22 protein-coding genes are annotated in these 18454 nt (G+C 36.2%); all 22 read left to right on the top strand.

What is annotated here, in order from left to right; genetic code table 11:
* Positions 1-29: 29 nt before the first annotated feature.
* A complete protein-coding gene (locus VBD025_RS12510; RefSeq protein WP_430785953.1) occupies positions 30-344 on the top strand; it encodes a hypothetical protein in 315 nt (104 codons plus the stop codon).
* A 1138-nt stretch (positions 345-1482) separates the two neighbouring features.
* A complete protein-coding gene (xerC, locus tag VBD025_RS12505) occupies positions 1483-2391 on the top strand; it encodes a tyrosine recombinase XerC (protein ID WP_430785951.1) in 909 nt (302 codons plus the stop codon).
* 24 nt (positions 2392-2415) lie between these two features.
* Entirely contained in the window at positions 2416-2961 is a 546-nt protein-coding gene (gene hslV / locus VBD025_RS12500) for an ATP-dependent protease subunit HslV (RefSeq protein ID WP_430785949.1), read from the top strand.
* Between the two features lie 20 nt (positions 2962-2981).
* The gene (hslU, locus tag VBD025_RS12495; RefSeq protein ID WP_430785947.1) at positions 2982-4379 is read left to right on the top strand and encodes an HslU--HslV peptidase ATPase subunit; all 1398 of its coding nucleotides are present in this window, start codon (positions 2982-2984) and stop codon (positions 4377-4379) included.
* A 32-nt stretch (positions 4380-4411) separates the two neighbouring features.
* Positions 4412-5191 carry a GTP-sensing pleiotropic transcriptional regulator CodY gene (gene codY, locus VBD025_RS12490; protein WP_430785945.1) on the top strand — a complete coding sequence of 260 codons (780 nt, stop codon included), beginning with the start codon at positions 4412-4414 and terminating at the stop codon, positions 5189-5191.
* Positions 5192-5509: 318 nt separating this feature from the next.
* Complete coding sequence (gene flgB / locus VBD025_RS12485) at positions 5510-5908, top strand: flagellar basal body rod protein FlgB (RefSeq protein WP_430785943.1); 399 nt, start codon at positions 5510-5512, stop codon at positions 5906-5908.
* Between the two features lies 1 nt (position 5909).
* The gene (gene flgC, locus VBD025_RS12480) at positions 5910-6365 is read left to right on the top strand and encodes a flagellar basal body rod protein FlgC (RefSeq protein WP_430785941.1); all 456 of its coding nucleotides are present in this window, start codon (positions 5910-5912) and stop codon (positions 6363-6365) included.
* Between the two features lie 20 nt (positions 6366-6385).
* Entirely contained in the window at positions 6386-6688 is a 303-nt protein-coding gene (gene fliE / locus VBD025_RS12475; protein WP_430785939.1) for a flagellar hook-basal body complex protein FliE, read from the top strand.
* A 65-nt stretch (positions 6689-6753) separates the two neighbouring features.
* On the top strand, positions 6754-8346 hold the full coding sequence (fliF, locus tag VBD025_RS12470; protein WP_430785937.1) for a flagellar basal-body MS-ring/collar protein FliF: 1593 nt from the start codon (positions 6754-6756) through the stop codon (positions 8344-8346).
* Positions 8347-8357: 11 nt separating this feature from the next.
* Complete coding sequence (gene fliG, locus VBD025_RS12465) at positions 8358-9371, top strand: flagellar motor switch protein FliG (RefSeq protein WP_430785935.1); 1014 nt, start codon at positions 8358-8360, stop codon at positions 9369-9371.
* On the top strand, positions 9364-10134 hold the full coding sequence (gene fliH, locus VBD025_RS12460) for a flagellar assembly protein FliH (protein WP_430785933.1): 771 nt from the start codon (positions 9364-9366) through the stop codon (positions 10132-10134). Before fliG ends, fliH begins: the two co-directional genes overlap by 8 nt.
* Positions 10131-11450, top strand: a complete 1320-nt coding sequence (gene fliI, locus VBD025_RS12455; protein WP_430785931.1) for a flagellar protein export ATPase FliI — start codon at positions 10131-10133, stop codon at positions 11448-11450. Before fliH ends, fliI begins: the two co-directional genes overlap by 4 nt.
* Positions 11450-11896, top strand: coding sequence for a flagellar export protein FliJ (gene fliJ / locus VBD025_RS12450; RefSeq protein ID WP_430785929.1), 447 nt, complete (start codon positions 11450-11452; stop codon positions 11894-11896). The genes fliI and fliJ overlap by 1 nt, the downstream gene beginning before the upstream one ends.
* Positions 11897-11901: 5 nt before the next feature.
* On the top strand, positions 11902-12513 hold the full coding sequence (locus VBD025_RS12445; RefSeq protein ID WP_430785927.1) for a MotE family protein: 612 nt from the start codon (positions 11902-11904) through the stop codon (positions 12511-12513).
* Positions 12514-12543: 30 nt separating this feature from the next.
* Positions 12544-13839, top strand: a complete 1296-nt coding sequence (locus tag VBD025_RS12440; RefSeq protein WP_430785925.1) for a flagellar hook-length control protein FliK — start codon at positions 12544-12546, stop codon at positions 13837-13839.
* A 9-nt stretch (positions 13840-13848) separates the two neighbouring features.
* Entirely contained in the window at positions 13849-14349 is a 501-nt protein-coding gene (flgD, locus tag VBD025_RS12435) for a flagellar hook assembly protein FlgD (protein WP_430791396.1), read from the top strand.
* A 2-nt stretch (positions 14350-14351) separates the two neighbouring features.
* Complete coding sequence (locus tag VBD025_RS12430) at positions 14352-14729, top strand: TIGR02530 family flagellar biosynthesis protein (protein WP_430785923.1); 378 nt, start codon at positions 14352-14354, stop codon at positions 14727-14729.
* A gap of 83 nt (positions 14730-14812) precedes the next feature.
* A complete protein-coding gene (gene flgG / locus VBD025_RS12425) occupies positions 14813-15607 on the top strand; it encodes a flagellar basal body rod protein FlgG (protein WP_430785921.1) in 795 nt (264 codons plus the stop codon).
* 54 nt (positions 15608-15661) lie between these two features.
* Positions 15662-15880, top strand: a complete 219-nt coding sequence (locus VBD025_RS12420) for a flagellar FlbD family protein (protein ID WP_430791394.1) — start codon at positions 15662-15664, stop codon at positions 15878-15880.
* Positions 15873-16292 carry a flagellar basal body-associated protein FliL gene (gene fliL, locus VBD025_RS12415; RefSeq protein ID WP_430785919.1) on the top strand — a complete coding sequence of 140 codons (420 nt, stop codon included), beginning with the start codon at positions 15873-15875 and terminating at the stop codon, positions 16290-16292. The genes VBD025_RS12420 and fliL overlap by 8 nt, the downstream gene beginning before the upstream one ends.
* Before the next feature lie 35 nt (positions 16293-16327).
* Complete coding sequence (gene fliM, locus VBD025_RS12410) at positions 16328-17323, top strand: flagellar motor switch protein FliM (protein WP_430785917.1); 996 nt, start codon at positions 16328-16330, stop codon at positions 17321-17323.
* Positions 17313-18446 (top strand): flagellar motor switch phosphatase FliY, encoded by a 1134-nt coding sequence (fliY, locus tag VBD025_RS12405; RefSeq protein WP_430785915.1) that lies wholly within the window; start codon positions 17313-17315, stop codon positions 18444-18446. Before fliM ends, fliY begins: the two co-directional genes overlap by 11 nt.
* Positions 18447-18454: the final 8 nt, after the last annotated feature.

Genomic DNA, 18454 nt, shown 5'->3' with positions numbered 1-18454 from the left:
TAATTACAGTTGTATGAGGAGGATGAAAAATGTCTAACAAGGAACAATATTTTGTAACAATTGATAATGAAGAGATACGTGAAATATCACTGCCAGATAGTGGGATTGAATATGAAATTTACGCCAACTCAGAGGAAATTAAGGATCTTGAGCTGTTATTTATTGAAAAAAAGAAGAATGGTCAGCAGGCAGCAGATTTTCTTAAAAAGCCTTTTGATGAATGGGGCGCTGATGATGAAAGAAATAAATATGAAAAGGATTTAGTTATAATCTATCAGAAAATTTATGACCTAGGTACACCAGAAACGAAAAAGAAAATTGATGAATTAGGGTTCTTAAGCTGATTTTTTGATTCTAGTCATAATAATTAACCATTTTCTATCTCTTATTTAACTCTGCTCTCGCAGATAGATATTTTTGATGAATACATTAAACTATAGTTCTTTTATACGGTTTAATGTCTGTTCATAAAACGTGCTATCAGATACATTGCGTAGTTGATGTAAATTGCGAAATAACTTTTTGTTTGTTTCCATAGCTGCCGTCCAGGATCGTTGCGGGCGGATGCTTGCCGCGACAAGGGGTATGCCAACGTTGTCCGCAAAGAACGGTTTTAGTTGGCCCTCCCCTTAAAAAGCTTTCTTGTGGGGCCTTCAGACTCGTGCTGTTCCCGCAGGAGTCACCGCCCGGAACCATGCAGGACTGGTAGAGTGGTTTATGTCTTTGTTCTTACTAAAACAATGCATATTGAAACAGAAGTTCTATCAGGTGTGCAGTTAATAAATTCTCGACATCCACATTTCATCAAGAGATTGGAGCGGATGGCAGTTAATTCCTGCGGGAGGAAAGGCATAGGTGAGACCCCGGAGTGCAACAGGACGAGGATGCTCACCAGCCGCCCTAAGGTGCGCGACTGCCTTCCGTGGAAATCACGCCACTGTTACATCGCAGTTTATTTCTGAAGACATCTTGTAAGACTGCAATCGAAAAGTATCGAAAGTTACTTCGCAGTTAAGAGATTTTGTTTCAGCTACTACAATGGATTGCAGGCTTATTCCATTAAAATAGGGAGCATGTACGTTTTTACAGCCTGTGAAAGTGGAGTTATATATATAAAATTGATATTCTCTTATTGTTATCGAGTCGCCAAAAGCTAATAAACTTTTGGCTCTCTTTTATTTTTTCGAATACTTGAATAGTTCATGATTGACTATTGACTTTTTAAAAGATATAATTATCCATTGGAAAGCTTATTTACTTGACAGTGATACTGGAGAATTTAAATTAACGTGATTGTATTTATTACCAGATAACATTCACAAAATGTTCATGTAATAAATATACATAAAGACTTTAAAGAATTCGAAGTGTATAGTGTTCAAAACAATAGCTAATTCTGAATTTTGTTACAATTGCGTTAAATCCATTGCGTTGCATTATGTAATGTGGTATGATTTATTCGCTGATTAACGGGGTGGCAAAATGAAGTTTTTTAATAAACATCGTCAAGCGTTTGTAGAATATTTACAAATTGAAAAAAATGCATCCCCTTATACGGTGAAGTATTATATGAATGATTTGGAAACATTTCTTCGGTTTTCACAACAAGAATCGGTACATGACTTAACGGAAGTTGATCATCGTGTAGTTCGGATATTCCTTACAAGCCTGTATGAAAAAAAGTTAAGCAGACGGACTGTCTCAAGGTTGTTATCTAGTTTGCGCAGCTTTTATCGTTTTTTGGAGCGAGAAGATATAATTACGAACAATCCTTTTTTACAGGTTTCACTACCAAAAGCAGCAAAACCTATTCCTGGTTTTATATATCAGGAAGAACTTGAAAAATTATTTGAAGTTAGTGACATGAACGATCCTTTAGGACAACGAAATCAGGCATTGCTTGAAACATTTTATGCTACTGGAATACGTGTCAGTGAATGCGAAGGTTTAAAACTTCAGGAAATTGATTATACAATAGGTACAATGCTCGTTCACGGTAAAGGAAGAAAGGAACGCTATGTTCCATTTGGACGGTTTGCAGAAATTGCTTTGGAAACGTATATAAATGAAGGCAGAGAAACCCTGTTGAATAAATCAAACGGGGCAACGGATGCAGTTTTCTTAAATGCTAAAGGAACACCGCTAACAGCTAGAGGAATGCGACTTATATTAAACAAGATGGTGGAGAAGGCCTCATTAACAATCCATGTGCATCCGCACAAATTACGACATACTTTTGCAACACACATGCTTAATGAAGGCGCAGACCTTAGAACCGTTCAAGAATTGTTAGGTCATGAAAGTTTGTCTTCAACTCAAATATATACACACGTTACAAAAGACCAGCTGCGCAAAGTGTATATGAAGGCTCATCCGAGAGCCAATAATTAATTATATGATTATGAGGTGACGCAGGTGTCAAATGAGATGCATGCAACAACCATTTTCGCTGTAGCACACAATGGACAATGTGCAATGAGTGGAGATGGCCAGGTTACTTTAGGGAACTCAGTTGTAATGAAACATAAGGCACGTAAAGTACGTACGTTATACAATGGGCAGGTGCTCGCAGGTTTTGCAGGTTCTGTTGCTGATGCATTTACACTCTTTGAGAAATTTGAAAGTAAGCTTGATTCCTATGAGGGTAACCTAGCTAGAGCATCAGTCGAGTTAGCTAAAGAGTGGCGCAGTGATAAAGTATTACGAAAACTGGAAGCAATGCTTATTGTGATGAACAAAGACAATATGTTTCTTGTTTCTGGTACCGGAGAGGTAATAGAGCCTGATGATGGACTCTTAGCTATTGGTTCTGGTGGGAATTATGCTTTAAGCGCCGGGCGTTCTTTAGTACGCTATGCTGAAACCATGACTGCTAAAGAAATAGCACATGCCGCACTTACTATTGCCGGTGAAATATGTGTCTTTACTAATGACCAGATTACACTGGAGGTACTTGAGTAATAAGGAGGCCATTCAAACTTATGGGAAATGATTATACTCCAAGGCAGATTGTTGAACAGCTTGATTTGTATATAATTGGTCAGCATCAAGCCAAAAAGTCTGTTGCTGTAGCTTTACGAAACCGATATCGCCGGATGAAGCTAGAAGATTCTATTAAAGATGAAATTGTACCTAAGAACATCTTAATGATTGGACCAACTGGTGTCGGGAAAACGGAGATAGCAAGAAGGCTTGCTAAATTAGTGGGAGCCCCATTTGTTAAAATTGAGGCTACAAAGTTTACCGAGGTTGGATATGTTGGTCGAGATGTGGAATCAATGGTGCGAGATTTAGTTGAAATGTCTATTCGGATGGTAAAAGAAGAAAAGATGGATGAAGTTAAAGTTAAAGCAGAGAAAGAGGCTAATAAAAAATTAGTGCAATTATTAGTACCTCAGGTTAAAAAGGAATCGGTTAATAGAAATCCTTTTGAAATGCTTTTTTCAAGCCAGGATTCTTCTGAAGACGATGAAGATAAAGACAATGAAAACAATCAGGAAATCAGAAGTAAACGGCAGCGAACTGCTGAAAAATTAGCCCTGGGGGAATTAGAAGACCACATGGTCCAAGTGGAAATCGAAGAAACTCCCCCGTCTATGTTTGATATGTTACAAGGTTCGGGAATGGAACAAATGGGCATGAACATGCAAGATGCCATGGGACAGTTCATGCCAAAGAAGAAGAAAAAACGTAAACTTCCTGTATCAGAAGCGAGAAAAGTTTTAACACAGCAAGAAGCTCAAAAGCTCGTGGATATGGAGGAAGCTGCACAAGAAGCTATTAATCGTGCTGAGCAGTCAGGTATCATTTTCGTTGACGAGATTGATAAAGTGGCTGCTAAACAGGATAATTCTGCAAATGTCTCCCGAGAAGGAGTTCAACGTGATATTTTACCGATTGTGGAAGGTTCCACTGTTGTAACTAAGCATGGTCCTGTTAAAACAGATCACATGTTATTTATTGCTGCTGGAGCGTTCCATATGGCAAAGCCTTCTGATTTAATCCCTGAACTTCAAGGAAGGTTTCCAATTCGGGTTGAATTAGATAAATTAACGATTAATGATTTTAAACGTATTTTACTTGAGCCTTCTAATGCATTACTTAAACAATATCAGGCAATGTTGAAAACAGAAGGTATAAATGTAATATTTACCGACGATGCTGTAGATAAACTAGCAGAAATAGCTTATGAAGTAAATCAGGAAACGGATAATATTGGTGCACGTCGCTTACACACTATTTTAGAAAAGCTGCTGGAAGATTTATCTTTCGAGGCACCTGACATAACAATGGATAAAATTGAAATAACTTCCGAATATGTCGATAAGAAACTTAACTCTATTGTAAAAAATAAGGATTTAAGCCAATTTATACTATAAAATAAAACAACGAAATGGAGGATTTAATTATTATGGAATTATTAAATCGCGCAAGAAAAATTAATGCAATGCTACAAAAAGCAACAGGAAAATCGGTGGATTTCAATGATATGTCTGCATCCCTTAGAGATGTTATTAAAGGGAATGTATTCATTTTAAGCCGTCGTGGAAAACTTTTAGGTTTTGCAATTAACAAAGAAATTGAAAATGACCGGATGAAATCTATGCTAGAAGAAAGACAGTTCCCAGAAGAATACACGCAAGGATTATTTTCAATTTATGAAACTACTCCAAACTTAGATATAAACAGTTCATTCACTGCGTTCCCTGTCGAGAACCGTGAATTGTTCCAAACAGGTTTAACAACTATTGTACCGATTATTGGTGGCGGAGAACGTCTTGGAACATTAGTATTAAGCAGACTGGAAGATAGTTTTAATGATGATGACCTGTTATTAGCTGAATATGGTGCTACTGTCGTAGGTATGGAAATACTGCATGAGAAAACAGAAGAGATTGAGGTTGAAGCTCGCAGTAAGGCTGTTGTACAAATGGCAATTAGTTCATTATCATACAGTGAGCTTGAAGCAATAGATCATATTTTTGAAGAGTTGAACGGTAATGAAGGCTTGCTGGTTGCAAGTAAAATTGCTGACCGTGTTGGAATAACACGCTCTGTAATTGTAAATGCATTACGTAAACTTGAAAGTGCTGGTGTAATCGAATCACGTTCACTAGGTATGAAGGGAACTTACATCAAAGTATTAAATAACAAGTTCTTGGTTGAACTTGAAAAACTTCGGTCAAGATAATTTGGCATCACATATGCATTACTATAAAAGGAATCAAAATGGTTTTAAACAACCATTTTGATTCCTTTTTTTTATTTATGGTCACATTATTAAAAAAGTAAATATACCTATTAGAATAGGTATATAAATAATTTGAAATGCAACAATGTGAAGTAATAGGTATATAGTCATGGTTACTATTAACTATTTTAATCCCCTAAGTCGTAATATGTCGAAAATTCATAGACATTACAACGGCAATAATTTACAATATTCGTAAGTGTTATTTAAAAACTGTCCGTTAAAATATATATTATTTTTTGGAAAAGGGGGAATTTTGTGGGTTTATTTGAAGGGACAATAAATACTTTAGGGAAATCTCTTGATTATGCCACTGCTAAAAACCGAGCAATCTCAAACAACATTGCAAATGTAGATACACCAAATTACAAAGCAAAAGAGGTTGTTTTCAAAAACGTACTAAATGATGCCATGTCAAATTCGATAAATGCTAAACGAACTAACCTAAGACATATCCAATTTTCAGATGAATCTTCTAATCATTCATTTAGAACGATCAGTTCTACTAATACGATGTACAATCATAATGGAAATAATGTTGATATAGACAAAGAGATGTCAGAGCTTGCAAAGAACCAAATTTATTACCAAGGGTTAGTAGACAGAATGGCTGGTAAATTTAGCAGCTTGCAAACAGTTATTAGAGGAGGCAGATAATATGTCAATTTTTGGTGCATTAAACTCCAGTGCGAGTGCGCTTACAGCTCAGAGACTACGTATGGATGTAGTTTCATCTAATATCGCTAATGCGCAGACTACAAGAGCTTCTGTGAATGAAAACGGTGAAGTTGAGCCATACAGAAGAAAAATGGTTGTTTTTGAACCTAAAGAAGGTAGCTTTCAATCATTTCTGCAAAAGGCAAGTAATACTTCCTCTTCCGTGAGTAGTGGAGTAGAGGCAACTAAAATTATTAAAGATGATGAACCATTTAAAGTAGTTTACAATCCTAACCATCCTGATGCTAATGCTGAGGGATATGTACAGATGCCAAATGTGGATCCTTTAAAAGAAATGGTAGATTTGATGAGTGCTACTCGGTCTTATGAAGCAAATGTAACTGCGTTAAATGCAACCAAGAATATGCTTCTTAAAGCTTTAGAAATCGGAAAATAGAATGAAGGGGTGAAAGCACCATGAGTCAAATCATAAATGGTATATCCAATCCTATAGTACCCGTTACTGCAAATAGTAAACCTGTTTCTCCAGGGGAGGCACAGGCTAATTTTGCTGATACGCTTAAATCAGCATTAGAGAATGTAAATAAGTCGCAGGTAACATCCAATCAGAAAACAGAAGCATTTGCAAGAGGAGAAATAGATAACCTTCATGATGTAATGATTGCTTCTCAAAAAGCGAGCATTACACTCGAAACATCCGTACAAGTTCAGCGAAAAGTTATTGATGCCTACAACGAAATAATGCGCATGCAAGTTTAATACCAATTTGTTATTGTAGGTCCTAATACGTACTAATATTTTATTGGAATTTGGCGGGGGAATATATGAAGGAAAAATTTTTGAAATATAGAGATTCAGCTAAAACATATTGGGGAAAGCGATCGAAAAGTCAAAAGGGTATTTTTTTGGGGTCGATCGTAATCGTTGTTTTTATCGTTATCGGACTTACATTATTCTCAAATAATAATGGTTTGATGCCTTTATACAGCAATTTATCCTTACAGGAAGTTGGACAAATTAAAGAAGAGTTAGATACTAGAGGAATTCAATACGCCATTGAAGACGGCGGTACAACTGTAACGGTTCCAGAGGCAGAAGTAAATAATTTATTAGTTGATTTGGCTGGCCAAGGTATACCGAATAGTGGGAATATTGATTATTCGTTTTTTAGTCAGAACGCATCCTGGGGGATAACTGATAATGAATTCAGCATGATTAAACTGGATGCGATGCAAACAGAGCTTGCTAATTTAATCAAAGGTGTTAAAGGAATTGAAGATGCGAAAGTAATGATTAACATGCCAAAGGATCCTGTTTTTGTAAGTGATTCTGGCCAATCTGCCAGTGCGTCGATCGTAATAAACACACAACCCGGATATGAATTTGAAGGGAATCAAATTGAAACATTATATCGCCTGGTTTCCAAGGCAGTACCAAAATTACCACAAGAAAACATTGTGATCATGAATCAGTATTTTGAGTATTTCGATCGGAATACCACGAATGGTGGGAGTAATCAAGATACCTATACATATCAGCAAAGTGTGAAAAAAGATATTGAGCTGGATATAAGAAGAAGATTACAACAGATGCTAGGAACGATGGTAGGACCAGAAAATGTTATTGTATCCGTTACTTCTGATATTGATTTCACAAAAGAAAATAGAGTGGAAGAAATTGTTGAACCAGTCAATTTAGAAACGATGGAAGGTCTTCCAGTTAGTATTGAAACAGTTCATGAAACGTATTCTGGTAATCCAGCTGCTGGTGGGGTTGTTGGCACTGATGGAGAAGATATACCAGCTTATGCAGCTGAAGATGGTGAAGAAGGCGATTATGAACTAGTAAAAGAAACAATAAATAATGAGTACAACAGAATTAGAAAAGAAATAGTAGAAAGTCCATACAAAATAAGAGATCTTGGTATACAAGTTGCAGTTAACAATGTTACTGGACGAGAAGGCGATCAAACGCAATATTTATCTAATAATGAAATAACAACTGTTGAAGAAGGGATATCTTCCATCCTCAATTCAATTGTAACTACTTCAATTGATGCTGAGTATGGTCAGGTGCAGCCGGAAGAGAAAGTTTCGATTGTCTTCCAGGAATTCAGTGATACTACTAAAGTTCCAGAGAATACCGTACCAACAATTCCATTATGGATGTACATTGCAGGTGGGGTTTTACTTCTTATCATAATTGTATTAATTGTAATGTTAATGCGAAATAAAAAAGGTTCTGAGGAAGAGTTGACTGAAGAGTCCACAAGCTTAGAGCAACCCGTTGAATTGCCGGAAATTGGAACAGAAAAAGATTCCGAATCAGTTGTTAGAAGAAAACAATTAGAAAAAATGGCGAAAGATAAACCGGAAGAATTCGCTAAATTGTTACGTAGTTGGATTGCGGAGGATTAGGAGGAATTTAATTGGCAAGAACAAAACCAGCATTAACCGGTAAACAACGAGCAGCAATTTTATTAATTTCCTTAGGTCCGGATGTTTCCGCTCAGGTATATAAACATTTGTCAGAAGAAGAGATAGAGAAATTAAGCCTTGAGATCTCCTCAGTTAAGAAAGTTGAATCAAAGCTTAAAGAAGAAGTATTAGAGCAGTTTCATCAGGTTGCTATCGCGCAGGATTTTATTTCTCAAGGTGGAATTGGTTACGCTAAAACCGTATTGGAGAAAGCATTTGGAAAAAATGAAGCTTCAACGATTATCAATCGTTTAACTTCATCCGTACAAGTGAGACCATTTGATTTTGCACGTAATGCTGATCCGCAACAAGTGTTAAATTTTATTCAAGGTGAGCATCCGCAAACGATTGCTCTGGTTCTATCATACTTGGATCCAGAACAGGCTGGACAAATTCTTTCTGCATTGCCGCAAGAGATGCAAGCAGACATTGCTAAACGGATTGCAACGATGGATTCAACTTCACCTGATATTATTAGTCAGGTTGAGCAGGTGCTAGAGAGAAATATTTCATCATCACTAACAGAGGATTATACACAAACAGGTGGTATTCAATCTGTAGTCGAGGTGTTGAATGGAGTAGATCGAAGTACAGAACGAACGATACTGGATGCATTGGAAATTCAGGATCCTGAGTTAGCGGATGAAATCAAAAAACGGATGTTTGTTTTTGAGGATATCGTAATCTTGGACAACCGCGCAATACAGCGGATTATCCGTGAAGTTGATAATGAAGATCTTCGGCTGTCTCTTAAAGTATCCAGTGATGAAGTTAAAGACCTGGTATTTAAAAATATGTCTCAACGAATGGCAGAAACGTTTAAAGATGAGATGGAGTTCATGGGTCCGGTACGGCTTCGTGATGTAGAAGAGGCACAATCGAGAATCGTAGCTGTGATTCGCAGATTAGAAGAAATTGGAGAAATTGTAATTGCCCGTGGTGGAGGTGACGACATCATTGTTTAATAGTAATTTACAGAATTATTCCACCACTAGCCAAAAACAAATTAAAATTAAACCAATGGAAGTTCTAAGAAAAACGGATACGAAAAAGTATAACGTTGCCCACATTGATGAAGAAATAGCAGCGAAAGAGAAAAAACTGCAGCAAATGAAACAGGAATTAAATGAACTTAAACAACAAAGTGAGTCACTATTGGTTGACGCTCAAAAGGAAATAGAGCTTGAGAAGGAAAATTGGAATAACGAGAAACAACAGTTGATTAGCGAGACGAAGAAACAAGGCTATGAAACTGGTTTTTCAACTGGAAAAGAAGAAAGCTTGAAGCACTATGCTGATCTGCTAAGTAAAACAAACGAGATAGTTGATTCTGCCACTATTGATTATCATGCCGTTCTAGAAAGCAGCGAAGAAGTGATTTTACAATTAGCTATGCAGGCTGCTGAAAAAATCATAACGTTAAAATTAAACGACAAACCAGAAACATTCATTGACATAATAAAGTCAGCTATTAATGAAATTAAAGAACAATCTGTCGTATCTATTTATGTTCATCCTGATAATTATCAGCTTGTTATAAAGCAAAAGGACGAGTTACATAGATTACTCGATTCAGATTCAAAGCTTACTATTCTAGTGAAAGATAATCTGCAGGTGAATGACTGTGTGATTGAACATCCTTTTGGCCAAATTGATGCAAGTATTGATACGCAGCTAAATCAGTTACGTGCTCTGTTACATGAAGTGAACATGGAGAATAAACAATGAAAATAGAACAATATGTTAATGCTATTGAACAAGCAAATACGTATAAACGTTTTGGAAAAGTATTGCGTGTAGTTGGACTGATGATTGAGTCAAGAGGGCCTGAAGCTAACATCGGAGAAGTTTGTTATATCCATAGCTCTAAATCGATAAATAAACCAATATTAGCAGAAGTAGTTGGGTTCAATAATGAGAAAATTATTCTCATGCCATATTCCACAGTTTCTGAGCTCGGCCCAGGTTGTCTTGTGGAATCAACAGGTAAGCCATTAACAATCAAAATAGGACGTGGATTAATTGGTAAAGTAGTAGATTCAATTGGTAATCCATTAGACGAGACTAAATTACCTAAAGGATTATCGAGTTTTACTACCGAACAATCCCCACCTAATCCATTAACTCGTCCTAGAATCACCGAACCGATCCAGGTTGGAGTGAAAGCTATAGACTCATTACTTACTGTAGGAAAAGGGCAGAGGGTAGGCATTTTTGCTGGTAGTGGTGTGGGAAAGAGTACTTTACTAGGCATGATCGCAAGAAATAGTAGTGCTGATATAAACGTGATTGCCTTAATTGGGGAGCGTGGCAGAGAAGTAAGAGAGTTTATTGAGAAGGATCTCGGTGAGGAAGGTTTAAAAAAATCAATTGTTGTCGTTGCCACTTCTGATCAGCCAGCGCTTATGCGAATAAAAGGCGCTTATACCGCAACTGCGATAAGTGAATATTTTAGAGAACTTGGTTATCATGTGAATTTAATGATGGACTCAGTTACGCGAGTAGCAATGGCACAACGGGAAATAGGTTTAGCAACTGGTGAACCCCCAACAACTAAAGGGTATACACCGTCAGTTTTTGCTATACTTCCAAAGTTGCTTGAAAGAACGGGAACGAGTTCAAATGGAACCACAACTGCTTTTTATACAGTGTTAGTAGATGGTGACGACATGAATGAACCGATTGCTGACACAGTTAGAGGTATTCTGGATGGACACTTTGTACTGGATAGAAAACTGGCAGAACAAGGACAATTTCCAGCAATTAATACATTGAAATCAATTAGTAGGGTTATGACTCAAATTGCTACTAAAGAGCATCTAGATACTGCTCAGCAAATTAGAACGTTAATGGCCACGTATGAAGAAAATAGTGAGTTAATCCAAATTGGGGCTTATAAACGCGGAACAGATAAAGATATTGATCGAGCTATAGCATTTTACCCGACAATTCAAAAATTCTTAAGACAAGATATTTTGGAACATCTGACTTTTGAGGAATCAATAAAACGCATGCAAACTTTACTTTCAGGAGGCGTTGGTTAATGGCAGAAATTGTAGCGTTATCAAAAATTCTTAACGTAAGAGAACAAGAAAAACATGATGCGCAAAAAAAATATCATCGATCAATTGAATACTTCGAAGGTGTGGCTACCCAATTATATACATTGCTCAAAAAGAAAGAAGATGCTGAGGGTGCTCGTGAAGAATACATACAACACACAATTCCTATCGATAAGATAAGAGAACAACTTGCATACATTGAAATGTTAAATAAGCAAATATTGCAATTACAACAGGAAGTTAAGGTTGCTAGAAGTGAAATGGAAGAAAAGCAAGTAATCTTAACAGATGCTCATGTTGAAGTTAAAAAATTTGAAAAGATTATCACGTATCGCAGAAAAGAACAGGAAGAAATAATCCAAAAAAATGAAAAAATATTCATGGATGAAATATCTGTTCAGCAGTACTTAAATCAAAAAAATAGGTGAATGAGATGGCCAAAAATAAAAAGGATCAGACAAAAACAAAATCAAACCCTATCCTTTGGTTTTTGTTTGCAATAGTTGTACCGGTAATAGTTGCAGTAACGGTTATAATTATTATTTTTAAAGTAGCAGGTTTTGACGTAATTGATTGGGCAAAGGAAAAAGGTGATACTATTCCCGTTATTTCTTCTATGGTGAAAACGGATGTGGAGAAATCAAATATTGAGACAGAAGAGGAGTATAAATCGAAACTTAAGAAAAAAGATAACAAAATTGAAGAATTAGATGCACAACTAACAAGCATGGAAGAAACTATAGATCAGTTGGAACAGGAAATTGTGAAATTAGAAAATAAAGATTCACCTGAACCTGTTGATGAAAGTAGTACAGAAGATGAAAATAAAAAAAATGAAAAACCCAGTCAATTAATTTCCATGACTGCTTCATTCGAACAAATGGATACGGCACAATCTGCTCTAATTCTTCAAGACTTAGAGGAAGGCATGGCGATTGCAATTTTAAAAGGTGTACCAGAAGATGTTCGTGCAGGTATATTAGAAGAAATGGAAACAGAGAAAGCTGCCCAGTACACAAAAGCTTATCTCAATAGTGGAGAGTGACTTTACTTTCATTTGAAGGGGGGTGAAAAAATGAATGTTACTGGAATGTTAATACCATCAAAACCAATGCAAGCAAAGGTAATTACGCGAGAATGTGTTCCAAAGGAATTAACTAATGTATTCAATGGGCTGCTGCAAACTGCTCAGATACCAAATCCATTGGGAAATCAGACTGGTGAGAAACCTGAACCCAAAAGTTCTGAAGACCTTTTAAAAAGTTTATTTTCCCAAGTGCCTGAAGAAGTAAAAGAAAAGCTTCTTGCTGAATTGAAAGAGTCAGATAATATAGATCAAATTGGCGAAGGCTTACATTTGAGTGCTGGTATGATGCAGCAGCTAAAAGCTCTAATTGATGTTCAACTGAGCTCTACTGACAATAAACAAGTACCGGTTGAACAAACAAGAGTAGCTGCAACTATTACTCCTATAGTTGTACCAATTAATAAAAAAGAGGTATTACAACAACTTGGAGATATTAGTAAAAAGGCAGAATCTTTATTATCAAGTTTGACAGATCAAAAAAGTATAGCGAAGCTGGCACCAGAGATTCAAAAGCTTTTAGAAAAATGGACTAGCCTTGAAAATAAGCTTGGAGCGACAAAAGAAGTTAACATAGCTTCCCTTAATCAATCAAGTGCTAACGGGACAAAGACGGAGACAGTTTGGCGAGAACTTGTAAGCGCCTTTCAAAAAAGAAACCAATTTGTGACTTCTCAGCAGTACAACACGAATGCAAAAGTAACCAGTACGGATATAACAAAATGGATAAGCAACGCGTTGTCGAAACAAAAAGTTTCTGAGCAATCAACTACAATGCAAGCAAACCTAACGACTATGCCTATATCTAAAGTTGAACAATACGTGATTCATTTAAATCAAACGCAGAATACGCAAAATAATTCTCAGCAGCTTGTTGATAAATTTCAAGACGTAATTAAAACAAGTAAATTTTTAACTTTGAATAATGGATCAAGTCAATTGAATATTTCAATAAAACCAACGAATCTTGGAGAAATGATGGTAAAGCTAACTCAAATTAATGGAGAAATGACAGTGAAAATTATTGTTGCTTCTGCAGCAGCGAAAGAGATGCTGGAATCCAATATGACTCAGCTTAAACACATGTTTTCACCACAGCAAGTGGTAATTGAAAAACAGGAGATGCAGACCCAGCAATCTCAAAATTTACATCAGGATAAAGATCAGCAATCAATGGATAACGATGACCAAAGTCAGTCTGATAACCCTAATAAAGATGAGCAGAAACAATCAAGTGAAGAATTTGAGCGATTCTTTCAAGAAGTATTAATGAATGAGAAAGTGTAGGTGAATGAGTTGACTAAAATAGATCCATCGTACTACTTACAGAACCAGCCGAACTCCAGACAACCTAGTCCTGAACTTGGTAAAAATGAATTTCTAGAGATACTAATGGTTCAATTACAAAATCAGGATCCAACTAAACCAATGGATGATCGAGAATTCATTTCACAAATGGCATCATTCTCGTCATTAGAACAAATGACAAACATGTCTGCTTCGATCGATAAGTTAGTTCAAAGTCAGTTGGTCTCTCCAGTCATTAAATATAGTCATATGATCGGTAAAGAAGTAAGTTATCAAAACTATGACGAAGAAACTGGAAAGAAACTGGATGTTGAATCTAGTAATGTTATCGCGGTAAGCCAAAAGGAAGGATGGGCTATTCTCGAATTGGAAAATGGAAAGAAGATATATGCAGACGCTATATTGGAAATTAGGGACCCTGACACAGAAAACGACAATGCAACTCAATCTACTGTAGAGGGACCAGATAAATCAGAAGGAAGTGAATAAATATGGATCATCGCATCCATCAAACACAATCACATGCCTTGCAATTTCCTAATGTAAAACAACCTGCAACAAAGCAGCAGTCCGCATCCATTAATTTTAAAGATGCTTTAGCAGATGCCCAAACTGTAAAAATCAGCAGACATGCTCAAGAACGATTACAGGAAAGAAACATTATGATTAATGACGAGCAATGGCAAACGATTTCAGAAAAAATGGTAGAAGCAAAAAGTAAAGGAATTACAGATTCTCTAGTAGTAACAGATAATGCTGCATTACTTGTAAGCACAAAAAATAACACGGTTGTTACGGCAATGAATCGTGAAGAAGCAACAAATAAAATTTTCACCAATATTAATGGAACGATTTTAATAAACAAATAGGCTGGACCCATGTTGGGAGGCCAAGGAGCTGTTGACTGATTGATACAGCTTACTATATTTAACCAATGAAGGGATGAATTAATATGTTACGTTCAATGTATGCAGGTATTTCAGGTATGAAGGGGTTTCAAGCAAAATTAGATGTTATAGGTAATAATATTGCAAACGTAAATACAGTAGGATTCAAAAAAGGAAGAGTTACCTTTCAGGATATGATGAGTCAAACCATGTCAGGAGCTCAAGGTCCAGAGGGTGCACGTGGAGGAATGAATGCTAAACAAGTTGGTCTTGGATCACAACTTGGTTCTATAGACAATATTCACACACAGGGATTTCGTCAAACTACTAACAATCCACTAGATTTAGCACTAGAGGGAGATGGAATGTTCGCTTTAGATGCTAACGGTACTACTATGTACACACGTGCTGGAAACTTTTATTTAGATAGTGAAGGAGACGTTGTAAATTCAGATGGATATTATTTGCAAGATGTAAACGAAAACCGTATTAATATTCCTGAAACTGCTCAAAGCTTCAGTATACAAACTAATGGAACAGTAAATTATATTGACGCTGCTGGTGTTACTCAAAATGGAGGTCAGATAGGTATAGCTAATTTCTCAAATCCAGCTGGCCTTCAAAAAGCGGGTAGCAATCTATTTTTAAACTCAGAAAATGCTGGACTCGCTCCTGCTTTAGCTACTCCAGAAACTGGCGGCACCGCATCAATTGTTAGTGGTTCACTTGAGATGTCAAATGTGGATTTAGCTGAAGAATTCACCGAAATGATTACAGCCCAGCGTGGATTTCAGGCAAATACCAGAATTATTACTACTTCAGATGAAATTTTACAAGAGTTAGTAAACCTAAAACGATAATAGATGAGGAGGTAGGGGATGCTGTCTGAATCAGGCACATCCCCCCACCATATTATGATTCGATTAACCAGACTGAACAAGGATGTATTTACTTTAAATGCGCTCATGATTGAACAGATCCAATCCCACCCAGATACAACAATTACACTGATAAACGGCAAGAAAATAGTTGTAAAAGAACCTGAGCAGGAAGTCGCAAGCCTTGTTTCAAGTTTTTATCGTAAATTGGGGATCAGAGAATGTGTGAAAGAGGTAGGTGATGCAAATGAGTAGACTAGTTAAGACAATGGTTACTTCATTAGTTATTTTAGTACTCGGTGGAGTTATTGCATTAGTAGTTGTCTTAAATGTTTCGGGTGATGATAACGAGGGTGAGGCTCAATCAATTGATGACATTGTCGAATACTCCTATCAAACTTCTGAAATTACCACAGATCTAAAAGATGGAAGCTTCGTAAAAATTCAGTTCCAAATTGTAACAAACAGTGAAGAAGCAAAAGAAGAAATTGAAAAAAGAGAATTTCAGCTTAAAAATATACTAATTAAAGAATTATCAGTAATGTCAGCAGAAGATTTTAAATCAGGACTTGGTAAATTAGAAGATGTTGTTCAGTTGAGACTAAATGAAGTAATGACAGATGGAACGATTACAGATGTCTATACAATTAGTAAGATTTTACAATAACTATAATTACTCCATTATGGAGGTGAGGTATTACCGTGGAAGAGATACTGTCGCAAAATGAAATAGATGCATTATTATCGGCTATTTCATCCGGAGAGATGAATGCAGATGAATTAAAGAAAGAAGAAAAAGAAAAGAAGGTTAGAGTATATGATTTTAAAAGAGCGCTTCGATTTTCTAAAGACCAAGTAAGAAGTCTCTCAAGAATTCATGAAAATTATGCGCGTTTACTTACGACATTTTTTTCTGCTCAATTAAGAACGTATGTAAATATTACCGTTGCATCAGTGGATCAGATCCCTTACGAGGAGTTTATTAGATCAGTACCCAAAATGACCATTTTAAATATCTACAGTGTGGCTCCTCTCGAAGGTCGAATTCTGATGGAAGTGAATCCTAATATAGCGTACGGTATGATGGACCGTATCCTTGGGGGGAAAGGTAACAGTGTTAATAAAGTTGATAATTTAACAGAAATTGAAACGATGCTGATGTCTCAACTTTTTGAAAAAGCTGTTGTGAATTTACAAGAAGCATGGTCATCAATTGTAGAAATTGATCCAGTATTAGAAGATTTTGAAGTAAATCCTCAATTTTTACAAATGGTTTCGCCTAATGAAACGGTTGTAATCGTATCGTTAAATACGAATATCGGAGAAGCAAGTGGACTCATTAATATTTGTATTCCACATATTGTCTTAGAGCCGATTATTCCTAAACTTTCCGTTCATTACTGGATGCAGACATCTACAAAAAATAGAGATCCGGAAACCTATCAGAAACTCTCAGAAAATATTAAACTGGCGAAAGTAGAAGCGAAAGCTCTGCTTGGTCAAACTACTATTAGTATTGATGAATTATTAAATTTACAAACTAATGACATCATTGGTTTAAACCAGCCAATAGATGAACCGTTAACACTTGAGATCAACAACGAAGCAAAGTTTTATGTACAGCCAGGTAAACTCAGAAATAAAGTTTCAGTACAAGTAATAGAAGAAATTGAAGGGGGAAACAGGGATGATGAATGATGGCATGCTTTCCCAGGATGAAATAGATGCATTACTAAAAGTGGGTGCTGATGACGATGAAGGGGAAACTTCATCTGATATTGATACTTCCAATTATTTAACGAGTATAGAAGAAGATACATTAGGTGAAATAGGAAATATTTCATTCGGTAGTTCTGCAACAACTCTTTCAACACTGCTTAATCAAAAAGTTGAAATTACTACTCCTCAAGTATCTGTAATTAAACAGAAGGATGTCACAGATGAATTTACGTTTGACCACTTAAGTGTTGAGGTGAAATATGTTGAAGGATTTATTGGTCAAAACGTTTTTGTGATTAAATCAGATGATGCGTCTATTATTTCAGATATCATGCTGGGTGGTGATGGCACAAGTCCTTCGAAAGAATTAACAGATATACATATTAGCGCTGTACAGGAAGCAATGAATCAAATGATGGGTGCTGCTGCAACTAGTATGTCTACTATTTTTAATAAGAAAGTAGATATCTCTCCACCTTTAATTAAAAAACAGGATGTCAATGAAGTTGTGATGGAAGAAGATGAAGAAAAGCAGGGAGAAGTTTTTGTTAAAGTTTCCTTCCAGCTGAAAGTAGGAACATTAATTGATTCAAATATTATGCAGTTAATACCGATTCCATTTGCAAACAAACTAGTTGAAGAGTTAATGAACAAATCGAATAAGGAAGCAAGCAATGAACAAGCTGCTGCAGTTCAAGTTGAAGAGCCAGTGCAGGATGAAGAAAAGATAGAAGCAAAGCCTAATCAACAATTTCTTGGTGAAAATATAAGTCAATCTTCTTCCAATGTTCATGAGGCATCATTTTCAACTTTTGAACAAGTGGAACTAAGTAAAAACGAACAGCGCAACTTGGACTTATTACTAGATATTCCTTTAAAGGTAACTGTTGAACTAGGTCGCACAAAACGTACAATCAGAGATATTCTGGATTTATCTTCAGGTTCAATTATAGAACTAGATAAACTGGCTGGTGAACCTGTCGATATATTTGTGAATGAAAAGTTAATTGCCAAAGGCGAAGTAGTTGTGATTGATGAAAACTTTGGTGTAAGAGTAACAGATATTATCAGCCAATCTGAAAGACTTATGAAACTAAAATAAATGGAGGT

The organism is Virgibacillus flavescens (genome assembly GCF_050574275.1).
In the GTDB taxonomy this organism is placed as follows: Bacteria; Bacillota; Bacilli; order Bacillales; family Amphibacillaceae; genus Virgibacillus_F; species Virgibacillus_F flavescens.
The sequence above is the reverse complement of the archived record's forward strand: the minus strand, read 5'-3'. Positions and strand labels throughout refer to the sequence as shown.

Bases quoted from the DNA above. Each gene is read 5' to 3' on its own strand.
- VBD025_RS12510 (WP_430785953.1), top strand. From the start codon at position 30: ATGTCTAACAAGGAACAATATTTTGTAACAATTGATAATGAAGAGATA.
- fliY (WP_430785915.1), top strand. From the start codon at position 17,313: ATGATGAATGATGGCATGCTTTCCCAGGATGAAATAGATGCATTACTA.
- flgG (WP_430785921.1), top strand. From the start codon at position 14,813: ATGTTACGTTCAATGTATGCAGGTATTTCAGGTATGAAGGGGTTTCAA.
- VBD025_RS12430 (WP_430785923.1), top strand. From the start codon at position 14,352: ATGGATCATCGCATCCATCAAACACAATCACATGCCTTGCAATTTCCT.
- flgC (WP_430785941.1), top strand. From the start codon at position 5,910: ATGTCAATTTTTGGTGCATTAAACTCCAGTGCGAGTGCGCTTACAGCT.
- VBD025_RS12440 (WP_430785925.1), top strand. From the start codon at position 12,544: ATGAATGTTACTGGAATGTTAATACCATCAAAACCAATGCAAGCAAAG.
- codY (WP_430785945.1), top strand. From the start codon at position 4,412: ATGGAATTATTAAATCGCGCAAGAAAAATTAATGCAATGCTACAAAAA.
- xerC (WP_430785951.1), top strand. From the start codon at position 1,483: ATGAAGTTTTTTAATAAACATCGTCAAGCGTTTGTAGAATATTTACAA.
- VBD025_RS12445 (WP_430785927.1), top strand. From the start codon at position 11,902: ATGGCCAAAAATAAAAAGGATCAGACAAAAACAAAATCAAACCCTATC.
- hslU (WP_430785947.1), top strand. From the start codon at position 2,982: ATGGGAAATGATTATACTCCAAGGCAGATTGTTGAACAGCTTGATTTG.
- VBD025_RS12420 (WP_430791394.1), top strand. From the start codon at position 15,662: ATGATTCGATTAACCAGACTGAACAAGGATGTATTTACTTTAAATGCG.
- fliF (WP_430785937.1), top strand. From the start codon at position 6,754: ATGAAGGAAAAATTTTTGAAATATAGAGATTCAGCTAAAACATATTGG.
- fliI (WP_430785931.1), top strand. From the start codon at position 10,131: ATGAAAATAGAACAATATGTTAATGCTATTGAACAAGCAAATACGTAT.
- fliE (WP_430785939.1), top strand. From the start codon at position 6,386: ATGAGTCAAATCATAAATGGTATATCCAATCCTATAGTACCCGTTACT.
- fliL (WP_430785919.1), top strand. From the start codon at position 15,873: ATGAGTAGACTAGTTAAGACAATGGTTACTTCATTAGTTATTTTAGTA.
- fliJ (WP_430785929.1), top strand. From the start codon at position 11,450: ATGGCAGAAATTGTAGCGTTATCAAAAATTCTTAACGTAAGAGAACAA.